This is a genomic window from Emticicia aquatica (genome assembly GCF_923079645.1).
Classification (GTDB): domain Bacteria; phylum Bacteroidota; class Bacteroidia; order Cytophagales; family Spirosomataceae; genus Emticicia; species Emticicia aquatica.
The window spans coordinates 2,019,993-2,038,993 of sequence record NZ_CAKLPY010000001.1; the positions used below are offsets into that span (position 1 = coordinate 2,019,993).

The 19,001-nt window shown below is 34.4% G+C and carries 14 protein-coding genes; 8 read left to right on the forward strand and 6 right to left on the reverse strand.

What is annotated here, in order from left to right; translation table 11 throughout:
• The first annotated feature begins 30 nt into the window (after nt 1-30).
• Both MJQ71_RS08720 and MJQ71_RS08725 read left to right on the forward strand, forming a co-directional pair.
• Nucleotides 31-858, forward strand: coding sequence for a sugar phosphate isomerase/epimerase family protein (locus tag MJQ71_RS08720; protein ID WP_238806189.1), 828 nt, complete (start codon nt 31-33; stop codon nt 856-858).
• A 10-nt stretch (nt 859-868) separates the two neighbouring features.
• On the forward strand, nt 869-1,537 hold the full coding sequence (locus MJQ71_RS08725) for a 3-keto-disaccharide hydrolase (protein ID WP_238806190.1): 669 nt from the start codon (nt 869-871) through the stop codon (nt 1,535-1,537).
• A gap of 1 nt (nt 1,538) precedes the next feature.
• Here the strand turns inward: MJQ71_RS08725 and pxpB are convergent, their stop codons facing one another.
• The 5 genes from pxpB to MJQ71_RS08750 all read right to left on the reverse strand — a co-directional run bounded on the left by pxpB (nt 1,539) and on the right by MJQ71_RS08750 (nt 8,376).
• Nucleotides 1,539-2,210, reverse strand: a complete 672-nt coding sequence (gene pxpB, locus MJQ71_RS08730) for a 5-oxoprolinase subunit PxpB (protein ID WP_238806191.1) — start codon at nt 2,208-2,210, stop codon at nt 1,539-1,541.
• Nucleotides 2,211-2,473: 263 nt separating this feature from the next.
• On the reverse strand, nt 2,474-3,982 hold the full coding sequence (locus MJQ71_RS08735) for a M28 family peptidase (protein ID WP_238806192.1): 1,509 nt from the start codon (nt 3,980-3,982) through the stop codon (nt 2,474-2,476).
• Between the two features lie 27 nt (nt 3,983-4,009).
• Entirely contained in the window at nt 4,010-6,031 is a 2,022-nt protein-coding gene (locus MJQ71_RS08740; protein WP_238806193.1) for a thioredoxin domain-containing protein, read from the reverse strand.
• Between the two features lie 37 nt (nt 6,032-6,068).
• Nucleotides 6,069-7,694 carry a T9SS type A sorting domain-containing protein gene (locus tag MJQ71_RS08745; RefSeq protein WP_238806194.1) on the reverse strand — a complete coding sequence of 542 codons (1,626 nt, stop codon included), beginning with the start codon at nt 7,692-7,694 and terminating at the stop codon, nt 6,069-6,071.
• A complete protein-coding gene (locus MJQ71_RS08750; protein WP_238806195.1) occupies nt 7,684-8,376 on the reverse strand; it encodes an NUDIX hydrolase in 693 nt (230 codons plus the stop codon). Before MJQ71_RS08750 ends, MJQ71_RS08745 begins: the two co-directional genes overlap by 11 nt.
• Before the next feature lie 169 nt (nt 8,377-8,545).
• Between MJQ71_RS08750 and MJQ71_RS08755 the strand changes: the two genes are divergently transcribed.
• Together MJQ71_RS08755 and pyrE are read left to right on the forward strand one after the other, a co-directional pair.
• Nucleotides 8,546-9,829 (forward strand): hemolysin family protein, encoded by a 1,284-nt coding sequence (locus MJQ71_RS08755; RefSeq protein ID WP_238806196.1) that lies wholly within the window; start codon nt 8,546-8,548, stop codon nt 9,827-9,829.
• Between the two features lie 36 nt (nt 9,830-9,865).
• A complete protein-coding gene (gene pyrE, locus MJQ71_RS08760) occupies nt 9,866-10,495 on the forward strand; it encodes an orotate phosphoribosyltransferase (protein ID WP_238806197.1) in 630 nt (209 codons plus the stop codon).
• Between the two features lie 75 nt (nt 10,496-10,570).
• Here the strand turns inward: pyrE and MJQ71_RS08765 are convergent, their stop codons facing one another.
• Complete coding sequence (locus tag MJQ71_RS08765) at nt 10,571-14,482, reverse strand: M36 family metallopeptidase (protein ID WP_238806198.1); 3,912 nt, start codon at nt 14,480-14,482, stop codon at nt 10,571-10,573.
• Between the two features lie 406 nt (nt 14,483-14,888).
• Here MJQ71_RS08765 and MJQ71_RS08770 point away from each other — a divergent pair, with 406 nt between their 5' ends.
• The 4 genes from MJQ71_RS08770 to MJQ71_RS08785 all read left to right on the forward strand — a co-directional run bounded on the left by MJQ71_RS08770 (nt 14,889) and on the right by MJQ71_RS08785 (nt 18,997).
• A complete protein-coding gene (locus MJQ71_RS08770; protein WP_238806199.1) occupies nt 14,889-16,475 on the forward strand; it encodes an MFS transporter in 1,587 nt (528 codons plus the stop codon).
• A 379-nt stretch (nt 16,476-16,854) separates the two neighbouring features.
• On the forward strand, nt 16,855-17,502 hold the full coding sequence (locus MJQ71_RS08775; RefSeq protein WP_238806200.1) for a hypothetical protein: 648 nt from the start codon (nt 16,855-16,857) through the stop codon (nt 17,500-17,502).
• Nucleotides 17,481-18,296, forward strand: a complete 816-nt coding sequence (locus MJQ71_RS08780; RefSeq protein ID WP_238806201.1) for a sensor histidine kinase — start codon at nt 17,481-17,483, stop codon at nt 18,294-18,296. The genes MJQ71_RS08775 and MJQ71_RS08780 overlap by 22 nt, the downstream gene beginning before the upstream one ends.
• 26 nt (nt 18,297-18,322) lie before the next feature.
• The gene (locus MJQ71_RS08785; RefSeq protein WP_238806202.1) at nt 18,323-18,997 is read left to right on the forward strand and encodes a response regulator; all 675 of its coding nucleotides are present in this window, start codon (nt 18,323-18,325) and stop codon (nt 18,995-18,997) included.
• Nucleotides 18,998-19,001: the final 4 nt, after the last annotated feature.

Below are 19,001 nucleotides of genomic sequence, written 5' to 3' on the forward strand. Positions count from 1 at the left end.
AATAGATTTTCATCTTAAATCATTGTAAACATGACACATTCAAGAAAAACATTTATCAAACATTTGGGTGTTACTGCCCTTGCTCTTCCGTTGTTATCTTTTCAAAAAGCAACATTAGACCCAAAATTAAAAATCGGACTTGCTTCTTATACCTTGAGAAAATATAATTTAACTCAACTCATAGAAATTTGTAAACGCTTGGATATTAAGGATGTAGCTTTCAAAAGTTTTCATTTGCCACTAGAATCAAGCGATAGCGAAATCAAAGCAATCGCTTCAAAAGTGAAAGAAGTTGGACTAAATCTTTACGGAGGCGGTGTTATTTATATGAAAAATGAAGAGGAAGTTAAAAATGCTTTTCGGTATGCACAAGCTGCTGAAATGAAACTGATAATTGGTGTACCAAATCACGAATTACTTCCTCTTGTAGAAAAATATGTCAAAGAAACCAATATTAAATTGGCCATCCATAATCATGGGCCTGGAGATAATGTGTATCCAACGCCAGCTACTGTTTATGAGAAAATTGAAAAATTAGACAATCGAATCGGACTTTGTATTGACATTGGTCATGTTGTTAGGCTTGGAATGAACCCAATTGAAGCTTTGAAAAAATATGGTCATCGAATGTTTGATATGCACCTAAAAGATGTTGATGGTATGTTTGCGAAAAGCGAGTCTATTCAAATTGGTAGAGGTGTAATCAATATTCCAGCAGTCTTAAAGACACTTAAAGAAGTTAATTATCAAGGAGTTATGAGTATTGAGTATGAAAAAGATGAAAACAATGCCGAAAGTGGTTTGGCAGAATCGGTTGGATATTTGAGAGGTATTTTAGCAATGATGGAACGTTATTAACAAAAAAAATATGAAACACTTAATTATTATTTTATTGAGTTTTATTTCGGTAAATGTTTTTTCACAAAAAATTCATCTGTTTAATGGCAAAGATTTAAATAATTGGTACAGCGATGTGCCTGCAAAAGATAAAGATTCAACATTACGTAAATCATTTATCATCCGAAATGGTCTTTTGGTAAGTATGGGAACTCCCGAAGGACATTTGATCAGTAAAAGCAAATATTCAAATTATAAACTTGAAGTCGAATATCGTTTCGCTGGAAAACCTGGAAACTGCGGCGTTTTGGTCCATGCGTCAACTCCAAGAGCGTTGTATGGAATGTTTCCAAAGTCGATTGAAGTACAAATGATGCACGAAAATGCAGGCGATTTTTGGTGTATTGTTGAAGATATTCAAGTGCTTGACATGGAAACAAGGCGTGGCCCGAAAGAAAACTGGGGAATAACGGAAGGTAAAGAAAGACGCATTAAAAACCTTACTGATAATTCTGAAAAGCCTTTGGGTGAGTGGAATAAGATGGTTATTGAGTGTAAAGGAGATAGAATAAAAGTATGGGTAAATGGAGATTTGGTGAATGATGGCTTCTCCTCAACCGCTCAAAAAGGGCAAATTGCACTACAAGCCGAAGGAGCTGAAGTAGAATTTAGAAAAGTTGATTTAACACCTTTGAAATAAATTAAACTTTCACAAATTTAACCAAATCTCCCGCTTTTAATAGTGTGATTGAAGGAGCATTTGGCGTATAAAGTTTAAGTGCAGTTTGACCAATCAATTGCCAACCACCTGGACTTTCGGAAGGATAAATGCCTGTTTGGTTTCCTGCAATGCCAACACTTCCCGCTGGAACTTTGGTTCGTGGAGTAGATTTCCTGGGTGTTGAAATTCGGGTATCAAGACCACCCATGTAGGCAAATCCAGGCAAAAATCCCATCATAAAAACTCGGTAAATTGGGGAAGTATGAATATTTATTACTTCCTCAATACTTAGTTGATTATATTCGGCTACAAAACTTAAATCTTGTCCATTATAATTTACAGGAATCTGAACTAAATTTGGTTCGTTAGTTTGCTTGTTATCAACATTTTGAAGATTTTCATTCAAGTAATTTGCTACAAATTCAAACGCAGTCCTTGCTTGATGATTAGATTTTCTAACGATCAAAACATCATAGAAAACAGTCAAAGAAGCATACGCAGGCATTACTTCTTTCATTCCTTCAAAGGGATTTTCACTACAAAAGTGATATAATTTCATTACAAAATCATTGATTTCTTCGTCAATAATATTTCCAAAACTAATCGTAATGGCAGAATCACTAAGGGGAAATATTTGAAATTTCGGTAGCATTATTTTTAGTTACATCCGCCAATTTCAGCAGTAAAAGCTTAACTTTTATCAACTTAAAAAAGCTATTTTTGATTGTAAAAAACGAAGAAGTTTTGACTGGACTAAAATTAATTTGTGCAGTCAAAACTTCTTGATAAACCTTTTTTTGTGCTTGGCAAAAAAGAGAAACTAATAAAAAATATAAAAATAAAAAATGTACATTTCTAATTTCAGATTATATTAATCTTCTAAATTAATGTATATTTTTTATATTTCCTATCAAATCACTTACCATATAAAGTATTATAAGCTTTTTCATATTTATCGCCAGCTTTCCATTTTGGAGCAGTTGGACGGTCAGAAATTAATCTTGCCGAATAAATATAAGCTTGACAGAATTTCAATAAGTAATTATAATTCACCGATTCTGGGCTATCGCTGACTTGGTGGTAAAATTTATTAATCTCTGCATCAAACGCCGTAAAACCTGGAGCAAAATCTGGTGCTGGAATTCCTTTTGCCGCCAAACTCACATTATCTGAGCGGTCAAATAAATTTTGTTCAGGAGCAGGGTCATTTATGGCCGTTAAACCATAAGCTTTTGCACCTGCTTCAATTTGTGGTTGAGCATCTGTACGGTCTAATCCAATAATTGTAACTTTTGTTGTATCATTATAACCCGCACCATCACAATCGAGGCTATAAACACATTGTTTTAGCGGTAATAGTGGGTGTTCAGAATAATATTTACTACCTAGCAAACCAATTTCTTCTCCTGTATAGGCAATAAATAAAATTGAACGTTTTGTTCTTTTCTGTGTAAAAGCTTTCACCGCCGATAGAATTGCAGTTGTTCCGAAAGCATTATCTCTAGCTCCGTTAAAAATGGTATCACTTTCTGTTACTCTTCCACCTTTTTTACCCGTACCGACGTGGTCAAAGTGGGCAGTTAAAACAACATATTCATTTTTCAAAACAGGGTCAGTTCCTTCCAAAACACCTAAAACATTGTATGACATTACTGTTTTTTTCGCAACCTCGCTAACATTTAAGCTTAAAGAAGTAAGGTTTTCTTTAGAAAATTTCTTCAAAAGAGCATTACTTACCCAAATATGCGGAATATCAGCGTTTGATTGGTTATCAGGAGCTAAACTGAGTTTTTCGCCACCCATAAAATTAGTAATCGCACCCCACGGAAACTTCAAATTATATAATTGAATAAATGCAATCGCTCCATTTTTAGCTGCAAACTCTCCTTTTTTTGCTGAACCAATAATGTTTTCATAAGGGTCATCGCTATTCGGAACACCAAATTGAGCAACTACAATCTTTCCTTTTACATCAATGTCTTTATAATCATTTTGTTTTTCATCGACCCAACCATATCCCACAAAAACAACAGCGGCATTATCAATTTTAGTTGCCTTTCCGCTCATCATAATGAAATCTTTAGTCCATTTTAATGTATCGTTTCCAACATAAACTTCACCTTTTTTAGTCGGTTTTATATTTTCAAAAGGTACGGGTTGTAGATAATCTTTTTGGTCATTAGGTGTTTTCAAGCCATTCAAACGAAACTGTTCGGCAATATAGCGAGCGGCCACATTATTCGTAACTTCTCCTGTACGTCGCCCTAACATTTCATCAGATGCAATGAAACGTATATGAGCTTCAATCTCATTTTTTGATAAATTATACTCAGGTAATTTACGGATGGCCTTTTCACTAATTTTTTGGGCATTCGCTACAACCATCAGAAGCATTGAAAGTAAAAACAAGTAATTCTTTTTCATTTTATATTGATGTTTATTGATATAATTTTATTGTTTTAACAAATCTAAAGCTTTTTCAATATCAGTTGTTGGTAATTGACATGTTTTATCGAAACAAACATAAATAGTTGTTTCTCCTTTTTTAGTAGTTCTATTTTGTAACAAAGGCAATTTTGAGGCTTCATTAGTTCCAACAAAAACTTTATTTGGCTGATATTTTTTATCCATTAAAGTTCTTATAGTCAAATAATTATCTCCAACAATTGCAATTTCAGCAATTGGATTTGTATGCTGTGTTGCCAAACAAGCCCATTGCGTAACCCATTGAGGGTCGGTTAGCATAATTGTTTTCATTTTTGCCAACATCAAATTACTAATTTCGATAAAATCGTTTCGACCTAAAATAGTCCCAAGATTATATAAATTAGTTGCCATCATCGAGTTAGAGGCGGGAATAACATTATCAAAAATTTCTTTTTTACGAGCAATCAATTCTTCTCCTTGAATATCAGTAAAATAGAAAAATTCGTCTTCTGAATCATAAAAATTAGCCATCACATAATCTGCTAACATTTCGGCTTCAAACAGCCACTTTTCATCAAAGGTAACTTGATAAAGTGCTGTATATGAATCTATTACACTTGCATAATCCTCCAAGTAGGCTACTAAATTTGCTTTCCCATTTTTGTAATTGTGCCAAAGTCCTCTGCTCTCATTTCCGTCTTCGTTTGCAACTTTTATAGTCATTTTTTCTAATAAAAAATGAGCATTGAGAAGAGCTAAATCCAAAAATTTCTGAGTACCAATATAGCGATACGCATCAATTAAGCCTTTTAGCATCAAGCCATTCCACGAACAAAGAATTTTATCATCAAGCCCAGGACGAACTCTTTTACTGCGATAATCAAACAACTTTTGCTTGATTTCTTGAGTCAAAGGAAAGCCATCTTTCATAAATTTTCGGCTTTCTAAATGCACCACATTATTTCTGTGTTCCCAGTTTCCTTCCTCCGAAAAATCAAAAACATCACAAAATTCACTTGCTTCATTTCCTAAGATTTCATCAATTTCTTGTTTTGACCAAACATAAAATTTCCCTTCTTCTCCCTCACTGTCAGCATCGAGTGCTGAATAAAAACCACCTTCATCGCTCATCATTTCCTTTTCGAGCCAAACGATCGTCTCAGTTACTTTTTCTTTGTATAAATCGTCGCGAGTTAGGGCATAAGCCTCAGCGTATAATGAGGTAAGTTGGCCATTATCATAAAGCATTTTTTCAAAATGTGGTACTTTCCAGTCTTCATCGGTCGAATAACGCGTCCAACCACCACCAATAGTGTCATAAATTCCACCCAAAGCTACTCGATCCAATGTATGAATAAGATGTTCTAAAGCACGTTTATCTTTAGAAATGCTATAATATCTCAACAAAAACTTCCAAATACTCGGCATCGGAAATTTAGGACTGCGATTCATTCCACCTTTTTCAAAATCAAAATCTTTGTGTAAACGGTTAAAAATTGTATTCAAATCTTCCTCCGAAATTTGCAAACCCGCCTCACCAATATTCATTTGGTACTTATCGCTTTCTTTGGAAAGCATATTTTGTGTAAATCCTTCAGCAGATTTTTGTAGTTTTTGACGGTCATTTTTGAAAGCATTACTTATACTTTCGACCAAATTTGCCCAATTTCTTGGAGGAAAATAAGTTCCTCCGTAAAATGGTTTGGCATCAGGCATCAAAAAAACATTCAATGGCCACCCTCCTCGCAAACCCATCGCCTGCAAAGCATCCATGTAAATCGCATCCACATCAGGGCGTTCTTCTCGGTCAACCTTAATACAGACCAAATGTTTATTCATAATGGCCGCGATTTCTTCATTTTCAAATGATTCTCGTTCCATCACATGGCACCAATGACACGCCGAATAGCCGATACTTACCAAAATTGGTTTATCTTCTGTTTTTGCTTTTTGTAAAGCCGCCTCACCCCAAGGATACCATTCAACTGGATTATGAGCGTGTTGCAGTAAATATGGACTAGTTTCGTTGATGAGTAGATTTTGCATTTTTATATTATTAAAACCCAAATTGGCTTTACTTTTTCTATTTATTTACAACAATTTTTTTGCTAAATCCTAATGCTTTAATGATATAAACTCCGTTGGATAAACAATTGATGTTCAAATACTTACTATTATCTCCAACAAATATTAATGCTTTTTCTTCAATTAATTTCTTGCCATTAATATCAAAAACTTCAATCAGAATCTGTTGCTCATTTAAACCGATAATTTTCAACTGAATAAACTCATTTGCAGGATTTGGCGATACTTCGAAACTTGAAATCGTTGGTTCAGTAGCCAAAAGCAATCTATCAAATTTACACAAAAACACTTCATAACCTTTCAAAGTAATATTTTGACGATAATTTTGGTAAGCGATTTCGATTGTAACAACTTCATTTTCATCTTTTGCGTACGGATTATGAGCTGCAACTAACAAATCATTTCCTTTGGCAACTGCTCGCCAAATTGGCTTACGAGAATCAACATATTCTCGGGCGGGCGTTGGAATCACTAATTCATAATTTCCCGAAAACATCTCCTTATATTGCGAAAGTCGATAAAGTCCATTAATAAAATATTCGTAGGTTGCGTAATTTTCATCTGTTTTAAAAGTGCCTGGGTCATCCCAAAGCCAAAGCCCATTTGCACCTGAGAAAAACGGAAATATTGCTGTCGCTTCGGCCATGAAAGGTCTGATAAATTTTTTCACAAAGGCAGTTGTATAACTAAATCTCAACCAAACAAAAGGAATTATCGGCTTACTCGTCCAAGCTCGATTGACTTCAATTTGAAATAATAAATAGGCTAAATAATCAGGGGCAAGTGGATTTGGATAATCGTAATAATAATAAGCTGAAGGGCTAAAAAAGTCTTGGCTATTATAAGCTTGTCCACCTATGACATTCTTAGAAAAATCATAATTGACATAATTTAACAAAGAAACATCAGTCGTCCACTTTTGCCAAGAGTTTCCTGCAATATTTATATACGTATTTAAAATTGGTGAATCAGAATAACCACCAATTTTTGTACTATTTGTAGTGAAAGTTTTCGTCTCACTAAAAACCTGTGCATATAAAGCTTGAATATCTTTTTTATATTGAGTAATAAATGACTGATTATCAAGATTTTTGTAAATAGTAGGCGTAGTTGGATGATTTTTTAACACCAAAATAGAATCATTAGATTTTATTTGTAATTCAATATCAGGAATAAACAGATCAATATCAGCAATATTCGTTTCTGACGAACTTGTAAAGGCATTAGCAAAGTTAGACAAATCACTTCTCCACTTGTTTTTGTACAATTCAAGATTATTTCCCCACGGACTTTTAATGGTTTCCCAAGGTTGGTTTGCTGATGGGTAACCTACACCGTACCACACCATGGCTCGTTGATTTACAGGCAAATCAGCATCATTTCCATCAGTAGTAGCAAGATGAGTAAAACCATGCTTTAATGGTAATTTTTGAGAATCGCCAAATCTTGGACCACCATAAACAACAGAAAAAGGCAAAGAGAATTCAGGAAATTTTTGCCATTCAATGGTTTTGTTTTTGGTAGTAGGCGTTAATTGAAACACTGATGGCTGACATGAATTTTGTGCCACAGTTTTTTTAAAAAAAACGAGTAAAACTACTAAATAAAGATATTTATTCTTCATTATAATCATTTTCTTTACCAAGTTGGTCAAATACATAACGTATTGAACTGTAAGAATTTAACAACGCTTTTTTGATTTCTTTTTCGTCCATCCAGCACAATTGCTCGATTCCTTCTTCCAACTGCGGTTTCATCTCCGAGTCGTCAGTACAATTCATTCGATACCATTTGGTGCGTTTCAAAATTTTATTGCTTCCCATCGTATATGTATGCCACGTGGTGCAAAGTTTTTCACCTAATTGTACTTTGATATTGCATTCCTCCTCCACTTCTCGAATTGCTGTTTGCTTAGATTTTTCGCCATCATCTCTTTTACCTTTTGGCAAATCCCACTTGTTTAATCGGTGCATAACCAATATTTTCCCCTCAGCATTATAAACAACTCCACCCGCCGCTTTCACAACTTTATAAAAGTTTTTTATTTGTGTTTCGGTTGCTTCTTTATTTTCAACTACTATCGTAACAGACTGATAATTAGCTTCTTTTTGTTGTTGAATTTGCTTGAAAAACCTATCTACTGTTGAGTCAGAAGCATTTAAAATCACTGCGTGACCTTGAAGTTTTTTCGTGTTTAAAGGTTCTAAACGGGCGTCTATCATTACATCAAAATCATAGCCGTGTAGGTTTTTGAAACTTTTTTTATTTACAATTCTGACTAATTTATCGTCAATAAAAATAACCATGAGGTTTCTTGAAAAAGTTTAATTAGGGAACAAAGTTCGGAATTTTTTTGGAAGTAATGGCCGTGATAAAAAAATTATAATATTGTTTTTGCATAAAATCTACTTAAAATATTTTATTTTGCATCTTAATAATCATCTAACCCTAAAATTGTGGGTTTAAATCTCTTAAATGGAAATTTTAATAATCCTTTTTTTAGTCATTCTTAATGGTATTTTCTCCATGTCGGAGATTGCCTTAATCTCCTCCCGAAAAACCAAACTCGAAATAGCAAGCAAAAATGGAGACCATCGAGCGGGTGCAGCCCTAGAACTTGCCAATTCTCCGAATAGATTTCTCTCAACAGTACAAATTGGCATTACGCTCATTAGCATTTTGACAGGTATTTTTTCAGGAGATACGCTCACTCTTGACTTTCAAAATTTTTTAACAAATTCGGGGCTTCAACAAAAATATGCTGATAATATTGCCGTTGGTTTGGTTGTTTTAATTATCGGGTTTGTACAATTAGTTTTAGGAGAATTAGTACCAAAGCGAATCGGAATGTCAAATCCCGAAGCCATTGCAAAATTTATGGTCGCACCGATGAACTTACTTTCAAAAATCACCTCACCTTTTATTTGGCTTTTAACAAAATGTAGCGACTTAATCATTAAGATTTTGGGTATTGAAGTTTCTGAAAGTTCGGTTACAGAAGAAGAAATTAAGTCAATGATTCAGGAAGGAACAACGGGAGGAGCAATTGACGAAATTGAGCAAGAAATTGTACAAAATGTTTTTCATTTGGGTGATAGAAAAATCACTTCGCTAATGACCAATCGTAGTGACATTACTTTTTTGGAACTTGAAGATTCGGTTAAGGAAAATAAAGATAAAATTATTGAATCGAAACATTCGGTTTACCCGATTTGCAAAGATGGCATTGATAATATTATTGGCTTACTTTATATCAAGGATTTGCTCGGTAAAGATTTGAATGTTGAGTTAGAAAATTTAGAGAAATTTGGCAAAGAACCACTTTTTATTCCTGAAAACAACCAAGCATATCAAGCATTAGAGAAATTTCGTGAAGAACGTATTCACATGGGAATTATCTTGGATGAATATGGAAGTGTAATGGGCATTATTACGCTCAACGATATTTTGGATGCTTTAGTTGGTGATATTTCAATGGATGATGAATTTGAATATGAAGTTGTTGAACGTGAAGATGGTAGTTTTTTAGTTGATGCTTCTCTTCCATTCGATGATTTTTTGAATCAATTTGAAATCATTATTAACAATCGCAAAGAATATACTGGATTCGATACCCTTGGAGGTTTCGCTCTTCATATTTTGCAGGAAATTCCTGATACAGGTGATAAATTTGAATGGGAAGAATACGAATTTGAAATCGTTGATATGGATAAAAATCGTATTGATAAGATTTTACTTAAGAAAAAAAATGCAGAATAAGTATTGAAAATTTAATTGATTTATAGAATTTAATTTATGACAGTTTCTCAAAAAATTGCCTCCTTATTATTAGAAACAAAAGCTGTAAAATTAAGTCCCGCACAGCCATTCAAATGGAGTTCTGGTTGGAATTCACCAATTTATTGTGATAATAGAGTTACGCTTTCTTATGCAGAAGGCCGTACTTTTATCAAAAAATCTTTGGCAAAAGCCATAAAAAAACATTTTCCTGATGTCGAATTAATTGCTGGAGTTGCCACCGCAGGAATCCCACAAGGAGCTTTAGTAGCTGATGCTTTGGGTTTACCATTCGCTTACGTTCGACCAAAACCAAAAGAACATGGAATGGGCAATCAGATTGAAGGAAGAATCGAAAAGGGTCAAAAAGTAGTAGTGATTGAAGATTTGATTTCGACAGGTGGAAGTTCATTAAAGGCGGTTGATGCACTTCGTGAAGCAGGCATTGAAGTTGTAGGTATGGTTGCTATATTTACTTACGGATTTAAAGTTGCTGATAAAAATTTTGAAGAGAAAGGCGTAAAACTTGTTACTTTAAGTCATTACAATGCACTTATTGACCAAGCTATTGCTCAAAATTATATTTCAGCAGATTCACTCGAATCATTAAAGAAATGGAGAAGAAACCCTGAAAAATGGGGTGTTTAATTTTCTTTCTAATTTTCTCTTAAAAAAGGCTTGCTATTTCAAGAATAGCAAGCCTTTTTTACAAAATAAATATACCTAATTACAACCACCAATTATAGCTGTAAACACTGATCCATTATTTGCCGTAAAACCAGCATTCAAAGAAACAGATTTCCCTGCTTTATAAGTAACTGAAGCAGGCGAACTAACTTTATTAGTTGCGGTTATTGTTTGAGTTGCATATAAAGTACTAGTTCCACTCGAAATATCGGTTGTTGCTGTATGTGTAGCTGGGCTTATTAAAACTGTGCCTGTGGCAACTCTTGAACTTGCACAAACTCCACTTACACATGCTGCATAATAGGTAGTATTTGCAATTGGACTCTGCGTAAAACCTGTACCAGTGCCTAAAGCAGTTCCACCAGTTAACTGATTATACCAAGTTACTACTCCTGCGGCACAAGTGGCTTTTAAGGTGACAGGTGTGCCACTACAAATGGCTGTTGAACTTACGCTTACACCTGTTGAAGCTACTAGGTTTGGATTGACAGTTACAATTACGCTAACAAATGCACTATTACATGCACCACCCTCGCAGCGAACTTTATAAGTCGTATTTGTCGTTAAGCTTGGAGTTACAAAAGGAGACCCTGTAAACTTAAGACTTGTACCAGCCACATCATACCATTTTACGGTTGCTCCTGTACAAGTTGCAGCCAATGAAGTAGTTGCATTGTAACAAATTGTAGGATTTGGCGAAATTGACGTTGGTGATGCTGCCAAACCAATCGTAACTGTTGCGATTGCAGAGTTTACAGCTGCACACGCTCCATTTTTAACAACAGCTCTATACTTAGTTGTCGTAGCAAGATTTGTAAAAGGAAGCGTAGTAGTTGTATTAGCAATTGGTGTTGAATTTACAAAATTATCTGTTGATGATTCCCAACGAACGATACTTCCTGAATGCCCACTTAATGTAAGAGTTCCACTATTTGTTCCTGCACAAACCGTAGTACTACCAGCAATAGTTCCGCCAACAGTTGTTTTTACAATAAATGAGGTAGCTGTTCGACAAGTTGGATAAGTAGAAGTGGCAACATAGAAATTAGAAGTTCCGAGAGTTGCAGTATTAGAAATGCCTGATCCTACAACCCCAACAGGATTAAAAACCTCTCCTGTGGCTAAAGCAGCACCACCTGAAGCATTCAAATACCAACTGTTAGTACCTATACTTTGGAAAACAGGTACACTAGATTCTAATGTAAAAGTACCAGTAACATTATTTGTATATGTACTCACCACGAGAATATAAGTAGTTCCTGCTGAGAGAGTGTGTGTAAGGCTTGAAAGATAACCCGCACCTCCATCATCATCACCTCGTAAAAAATTAGTAGCTGGGCTTGCAGGATTAAAAGACGTTTGGTACAGAGAGAGATATGTATCACCCGCTAGTCCAGCAGATAGAACTGCGGCAGTTGTTGAAAATGTAACAGCTTCTGCTACGGGAGAAACAAATGCAATGGTTTGATAAAATACGCTCGACCCATCTCCTGTTGCAGCGGTATAAACAGTGCTACTTGTTGAGCTCCTTGTATAAGCTGGCAAAGCATTTGTAATTGACCCATTTTGAGCACTAATGTATGCAATGGCTGTAGGAACAACAAGACCTTCTCCAACTGGAACGGCAGCATTTTGACAAACTGAATAGTTAGCAACAGTTGGTATTGGAGCAGGATTTACTGTTAGCTTAACTGGTATTGGAACAGGAGTTCCACCGCAATCATCTGGTAAAACAGTGAACAAATACGTCACAGTAATGGGCATATTTGTGGTATTATTTAAAGTTTCATTAACGATAGCTGTGTTACCACTTCCTGCTGCATTGCTTATACCCGCAACAGCTGCACGTGTCCAACTAAAAGTATGTACCCCACCAGCTGAGGTAGTAGCCGTGTAGTTAAAGGCTTCGTTTGAACATACAATGTTACTCAAAGCTGAACTTAAACCACCTGAAAAAGGAGTAAAATCTTCTATTACAGTTTGGTCATTTGTTGAAACTCCTGTTGAAGCATTTAAACCAACTCCTCTTCTTGCAAATGCTCTTCCAATTGCACAGCGATAACGTCCTCCAAATAGGGCTTGGTCAGCAGCAAAAATTGCATCACGAGATTGAATAAAACTTGGACTACAAGGCTGTAAACGCAAACCTTCATTAACTAATTTTAAGGCTGCTAAATTACCTTTCATATCGGTTACTAAAGCTGGAGTAGCATAAATGTTGTTTACAATTTGGTTATCTTGCAAGATAATTTCCCAAGTCATATCCCATAATATAGTTGCCCAAATTGACCCAATACCATGAGGAACTGCATAGGTAGCAACTTTTGAGTAGGTAACTTGCGAATTCACATTTGCCATATCATAAGAATACGGAAATGGTCTTATCCCAACCCCTGTAATTGGTTGACCCAAAGCATAAGTACCAATTCCACGAGAAATATTCGCACTAGCAACACTTGGAGTCAACGAAGACCAATTGGTAGTAAGCATCAATGCTAAATAATCGCTCCAACCTTCTCCTCCTTGTTCTGCGTTACCAAGACAACCTGAATTGGCTGGTCCTCCAGTTAATCGAATTGACCAACCATGTCCGTATTCGTGGGCAATTACACCATTATCAAAATCGCCATCTGGTTGGTAAACACCAGATGTGTTCCATAAGTACATCTGCATTCTTCCATTACCTCCATCTGCTGGTGTTGAAAAATTGGCATTATTTACGCCTCCTCCATCTTGTGCATCAGCAAATACATAGTCGTTTCCAACACCACCTCTTCCTTGATTATTATTTTGAAAATTACCACTTGGTTCATCAAAACCATATTTCCAAAGTACATCATGAATCAAATTATTCCAATAAAATAAATTAGTAATTGCCGCATTTTGGTTACCAGCTGCGGTTGCTAGTCCAAAAGTATAAGCATAGTCAAAATCTAAAGTTGCTGAAGTTGGACTAGCACCAGTACCGTTGTTATTATTCACATCTTCTTGAGACCAAACGTTATTTCCTCGAGTTGTAGTATAATCTACGGCACCATCATTGTGCCAGCCATTTGTCACACCAGGAAATGTTGAAGCGGGAACAAACCGTGAATAGGGGTTTGTAGAAATTGTTCTACTACCATGACTTGGGCTTTCAAGTGGATAATCAAAGACATTATAACTATTCGCTACAACTGCATTGTTTGCCCGTAATGTTTCATGTACATCACTACATATATGTGGTGCGGCAATATGATTAGGTGTCCCAAAATTACAATGAATGACATCATCTCTTTTTTGTAAAATTTCTCCAGTAAGAGCATCGACATGAATATTCCAAGTATTTTGATGATTTTTAGTTTCAAAACGCACATTCCAAGTTAATGCAACTTTTGATTTACGTTTTTCACCTTCAAAATAATCATAAGGCATCCAATACAGCTTTACATCAATTTTTTCATTCGATAATGTTACATCTTGAAAAACCTTCTTGATGACCATTCCATTTGAAAGTTTTTCTGCACTAATTTCTACCGATTCTCCAACTGGAAGATTTACGTTTGCAGCTGCTTTTTGTAAAGCCTGCAAAGGACTTAAATTCATACTTAAAGCACCTGATGGAACTTTTGAAGCAATATCAGTTATAAAAGTATTTCCTACATAAATAATATTATCATCTTTTAAAGTAAGATTTAAAATACCATTGTAAACATCTATTGCTTGGCTAGTCTGATTGAAATAAATATGATACCAACCAGTAGTAGGTGAAAGATATGCACTTGAAATATTCATTTCTGCAATATCAGCCGTTGATAATTTATGTTTTGTAGAATTTTCTGTAAGATAGCGTTTCGCAATATCTATTTCTTTTTGTGCAAATGCAGAAACTGCACATAAAAATAGCAGTAAAACACCTGCGGTTCTTGATTTAAAGGTTTTGAGAAAGTAGGTAAAAGTTTTTTTCATATTTGGGAGTTTTTAAAGTACACTCATTGCAAATTTTACTCATCAAAAATTTATTAAAAAACACTCGTCAGCAAATGTTTTGGTTACTAAAATATATTTTCATAAAGGGTTTAATTTAATTAATCATAAACTTAAAAATAAGTATTCATTTCCTTTCAAAAATACTCGACTATTTATTAAACGGCAAACGTTTTTTTAGCTAAGAAAAAAAAACGTCGATAAAAAAATCACAATCAATTATTATTCGTGAAAAATGATTTTCAAAGAATATTCTGTCCAAATTCCTTAGTTAAAAAGTATATTTTTGAAAAACCAATTCAATCAAGAAGCAATCAATAAGGTACAAATACTTTGGAAATAGTTCATATATTTAGTTATTTGCAATTCCATTTTAACCCTAATACTTATGCAAAACAATCGTTCCCATCTTTACACTCTCATGACCGTTTGGTTCTTTTGGAGTTTCGTGGCAGCATCAAACGGAATTTTAATCCCACTTTTTAAAGAAAAATTTACGCTTACTCAAACCCAAGCACAACTAGTTGATTTTGCATTTTATGCAGCATATTTTATTGGTTCGGTGCTTTATTTAATATTTTCTCGCATCATGGGCGGAGATATTCTTAATAAAATTGGTTACAAAAATGGCATCGTACTTGGTTTACTAATTTCGGCAGTTGGTACTTTGTTATTTTATCCAGCCGCTCAAACAGCTTCTTATAATTTATTATTAGCAGGATTATTTATTGTTGGACTTGGTTTTTCATTGCAACAAACTGCTACGCAACCATTTATGATTGCACTAGGGCCACCAGAAACAGGAGCTCAACGTATAAATTTAGGCGGAGCTGTTAATAATTTAGGTGGAACAATTGGCCCAGCTTTGGTTTCTTACGCTATTTTTGGTTCAATCGCGAAAGATGCGGCTGCTAATGCTTCAATCGAAGATGTGAAAGTTCCTTATCTATGTTTAGGTGCTTTATTCGCTCTAATGGCTTTATTCTTTTGGCGTTCAAGTTTACCACGAATCAAGAACGATGAGGACGTACAAGTAAGTAATATTGTAATTGGTTTACCAGTAACTTTTTTGGTGTTATGTGTGGGCGTTGCTATTGCATTTTCAATCGAAACGGCTATCGTTTTTACATTTATCTTAATGGTAATTCTAATGATTGGTTACCTAATTTATTCGCTCGTTAGTAAATCTGGAGCTATTCAAAACGCAGGTTCTGTATTAAGTTATCCTCAGGCAATTTTAGGAATGACTGGAATTTTTGTTTACGTTGGTGTTGAAGTGACTATTGGTTCAAATCTTGGAGAGTATCTAAAACACACCCAAAATTTAGATTCTTCGCAAATATCAAAGTATATATCACTATTTTGGGGTAGTATGATGATTGGCCGTTGGACAGCTTCAATTGTTAATTTCAATCCTTCGCCATCGCTCAAAAAAATCTTAACAGCAGTTGTACCGTTTATTGCATTTGCCATTGTACTTATTGTAAACTCTCTTTACAGCGGCGATGTAACCGACTTGTTGCCTTATGCTGTTTGTATTACAGTAATGATTTTAGCCTATTTTGCTAGTCAAGAAAAACCAGTTCGTTTGTTATTGATTTTTACTGCTTTGGGTGCAATAATGACAGTTATTGGGGTGGTCACGACGGGTAAAATTGCCTTATTCGCATTGATTTCTGGCGGTTTATTCTGCTCAGTTCTTTGGCCAAGTATTTTTTCATTGGGAACTGCAGGTCTTGGAAAATTTACTAACCAAGGAGCAGCGTTTTTAATCATGATGATTTTAGGCGGTTCTATTATACCCGTTGTTCAAGGTAAACTTGCAGATTCATTCGGTATTCAACAATCATATTTATTAGCTGCTGCTTGTTTTGTATATCTATTTATTTTCGGATTAATAGTTCAAGGAATTCTTCGCAAACAAGGCATTGACTTTGATAAAGAAGTTGTAAAAAGTGGTGGAAAAGGTCACTAAAAAGATTAAAATAAAAGGGTTCAAGATTTTGAACCCTTTTATTTTAATATAATATTTACCTTAATGGCCGCATATTCTAGCTAATTTGTATTTTTCTCTGCATAAATTTTTCAAATAAAACCTCTCCAATTTTTTTTGTTTTATTGAAAAACACATTCTTTTTAATTAAAATCGGCATTAGCTTGTCTATTTATTAGTAAAACAGGTATTTTTACGTACTAATTTATATTTTAAAAAAAGGTTATTTGTATCGGTATGAGATTATCGTCTTTCCTATTGTTGCATGAAAATCTCCACCGATTTTATATCAATTATTTAGTTGAAATTGATATAAAACAACTTAATTATTGTTCTTGCTTACTCTTTTTCTTTTCATCTAATGATAAATTCTTTCTTAATATGGTTGCTAGATTATGTACAATACATACTTATATTACCAATTAGCATTGCTATTTTTAGATTTAGATTCTTAACCAAAGAACTAAAAGTTATTTGGTATTTTCTGTTGATGAGCGTTTTTTTTGAAGTTCTTTCAAGAACATTACTCTATTTAAAATTCCAAAATACACTTTCACTTTTACACCTCTATACAGTACTAGAATTTATAAATTTTGGACTTTTCTATCATATCGTTTTAGGCAACTTTTTCTCAAAAAAACTCATTCCAAATACAATCATTTGCTTTACACTTTTTGCCATTATTAATGCCTTTTTTATCCAAAAACTAGATAATTTTAATACGTATGCAAGCGGAATCGAAAGTATCTTAATTATTGGTTTATCGTTAATGTGTTTTTATAAAATGTTGATTGAACTCGATACACGAAACCCAACTAAACAACCAGTTTTTTGGATTAATTCAGGATTACTATTTTATTTTGCAGGAAGTTTATTCATTTTCATTCTAAGTAATTTCATCAAAAGTGATAACCATTTGCTATCACTTGCATGGGGAATGCACGCTTTTCTAATGGTTATTTTACATATTTTTATTAGCATCGGTTTATGGCTCAGTCCTCGCCGTTAGATTTATACATCCTGATTTTTGGAGGTTCTATTGCCATGTTACTTTTAGCATCGGGAGTAGTTGGTTTTATCTTTTTATACCAAAGACAAATCATACGCCGAGATTTTGCATTCAAAGAAGCAGAAGCCAAACACCAACAAGAACTATATCACGGCACGCTAAATGCCATCGAAAGTGAGCGAAAAAGGCTTGCCCGTGACCTACACGATGAAGTTGGAGCATCGCTTTCAGCCTTACGACTATTGGTTGGACAAATGCAACAAAGATCGAATGAGGATGCAATTATTGAAATCAATAGCAATAAATGTAAAGTACTGATAGACAAAACAATAGACAACGTAAGACGCATTTCCAATGATTTACTCCCACAAGGTTTAGAAGAGTTTGGTTTGGCTTATGCAGTTGAAGGCTTGTGTGAAAAAACAATGGAAATCTCTAAGATTGAAATTTCGCTTAGGATTGAAAAAATGAATTCAATCAGTACAAAAATCAGCTTGAATGTGTATCGACTTATTCAAGAATTACTCAATAATGCGGTGAAACATTCGGAAGCGACAAATATTAATCTTACGCTAAAAATTAGAAATCATATTTTAGAAATTGATTATACTGATAATGGAAAAGGGTTTGATTATGCTGAAGCTTATCAAAAAAGAAGTTTAGGATTAAAAAATATCGAAACTCGCACCGAAATGATTGATGGCTCAACCAAATTTGAAACCAAACCTAACGATGGCTTAAAATTAAATGTAAAAATTCCGTTAAATGCCAATAATCAATCTCAAATGAATTAGGTAATTCGCAATTATTTAAAACAAACATGAAAAGTATTAATGTAGCCATTGCCGACGACCAAGTATTATTCCGAAAAGGGATGATTTCTATTGTAAATTCATTTGAAAAGATTCAAATTATTTTGGAAGTTGACAATGGAAAAGCATTGCTCGAAGCCATTGAAATGTCTGAAACGAAACCTGATGTTATTTTGCTTGACCTGTCAATGCCCGAACTTAATGGCGTTGACACAACTAAAATTCTTCACCAAAAATATCCTGAAATCAAAATAATTATACTTTCTGTTTATGGAGAAGATAGGTTTGTTACACACCTAATGGAACTTGGTGTAAATGCTTATTTATTTAAAAATGTTGAGCCAACTGAAGTTGAAAAAGCAATCTGGGCTGTGGTGGAGAAGGATTTTTATTTCAACGAAGCATTTTTAGGAGCTATGAAAAATCGCTTAACTGGCAAGAAACCACGCTTATTAATTCAAGATGATATTCCGTCAACGCTAACTCAACGTGAACTTGATGTATTGGATTTAATTTGTAAACAACATACTGCTCAAGAAATTGCAGATAAACTGTTTATTAGTGTACGAACCGTAGATGGACATCGCACTAATTTGCTCGAAAAAACAGGTATGAGAAATACAGCAGGTCTAGTAGTTTTTTCCATAAAAAACAATCTACTAGACCCAAGTACCCTTCTATAAAAGC

What these genes read in the sequence shown, in the direction of transcription:
- MJQ71_RS08720 (WP_238806189.1), top strand. Translation starts at nt 31, where the DNA reads ATGACACATTCAAGAAAAACATTTATCAAACATTTGGGTGTTACTGCC.
- MJQ71_RS08725 (WP_238806190.1), top strand. Translation starts at nt 869, where the DNA reads ATGAAACACTTAATTATTATTTTATTGAGTTTTATTTCGGTAAATGTT.
- pxpB (WP_238806191.1), bottom strand. Translation starts at nt 2,210, where the DNA reads ATGCTACCGAAATTTCAAATATTTCCCCTTAGTGATTCTGCCATTACG.
- MJQ71_RS08735 (WP_238806192.1), bottom strand. Translation starts at nt 3,982, where the DNA reads ATGAAAAAGAATTACTTGTTTTTACTTTCAATGCTTCTGATGGTTGTA.
- MJQ71_RS08740 (WP_238806193.1), bottom strand. Translation starts at nt 6,031, where the DNA reads ATGCAAAATCTACTCATCAACGAAACTAGTCCATATTTACTGCAACAC.
- MJQ71_RS08745 (WP_238806194.1), bottom strand. Translation starts at nt 7,694, where the DNA reads ATGAAGAATAAATATCTTTATTTAGTAGTTTTACTCGTTTTTTTTAAA.
- MJQ71_RS08750 (WP_238806195.1), bottom strand. Translation starts at nt 8,376, where the DNA reads ATGGTTATTTTTATTGACGATAAATTAGTCAGAATTGTAAATAAAAAA.
- MJQ71_RS08755 (WP_238806196.1), top strand. Translation starts at nt 8,546, where the DNA reads ATGGAAATTTTAATAATCCTTTTTTTAGTCATTCTTAATGGTATTTTC.
- pyrE (WP_238806197.1), top strand. Translation starts at nt 9,866, where the DNA reads ATGACAGTTTCTCAAAAAATTGCCTCCTTATTATTAGAAACAAAAGCT.
- MJQ71_RS08765 (WP_238806198.1), bottom strand. Translation starts at nt 14,482, where the DNA reads ATGAAAAAAACTTTTACCTACTTTCTCAAAACCTTTAAATCAAGAACC.
- MJQ71_RS08770 (WP_238806199.1), top strand. Translation starts at nt 14,889, where the DNA reads ATGCAAAACAATCGTTCCCATCTTTACACTCTCATGACCGTTTGGTTC.
- MJQ71_RS08775 (WP_238806200.1), top strand. Translation starts at nt 16,855, where the DNA reads ATGATAAATTCTTTCTTAATATGGTTGCTAGATTATGTACAATACATA.
- MJQ71_RS08780 (WP_238806201.1), top strand. Translation starts at nt 17,481, where the DNA reads ATGGCTCAGTCCTCGCCGTTAGATTTATACATCCTGATTTTTGGAGGT.
- MJQ71_RS08785 (WP_238806202.1), top strand. Translation starts at nt 18,323, where the DNA reads ATGAAAAGTATTAATGTAGCCATTGCCGACGACCAAGTATTATTCCGA.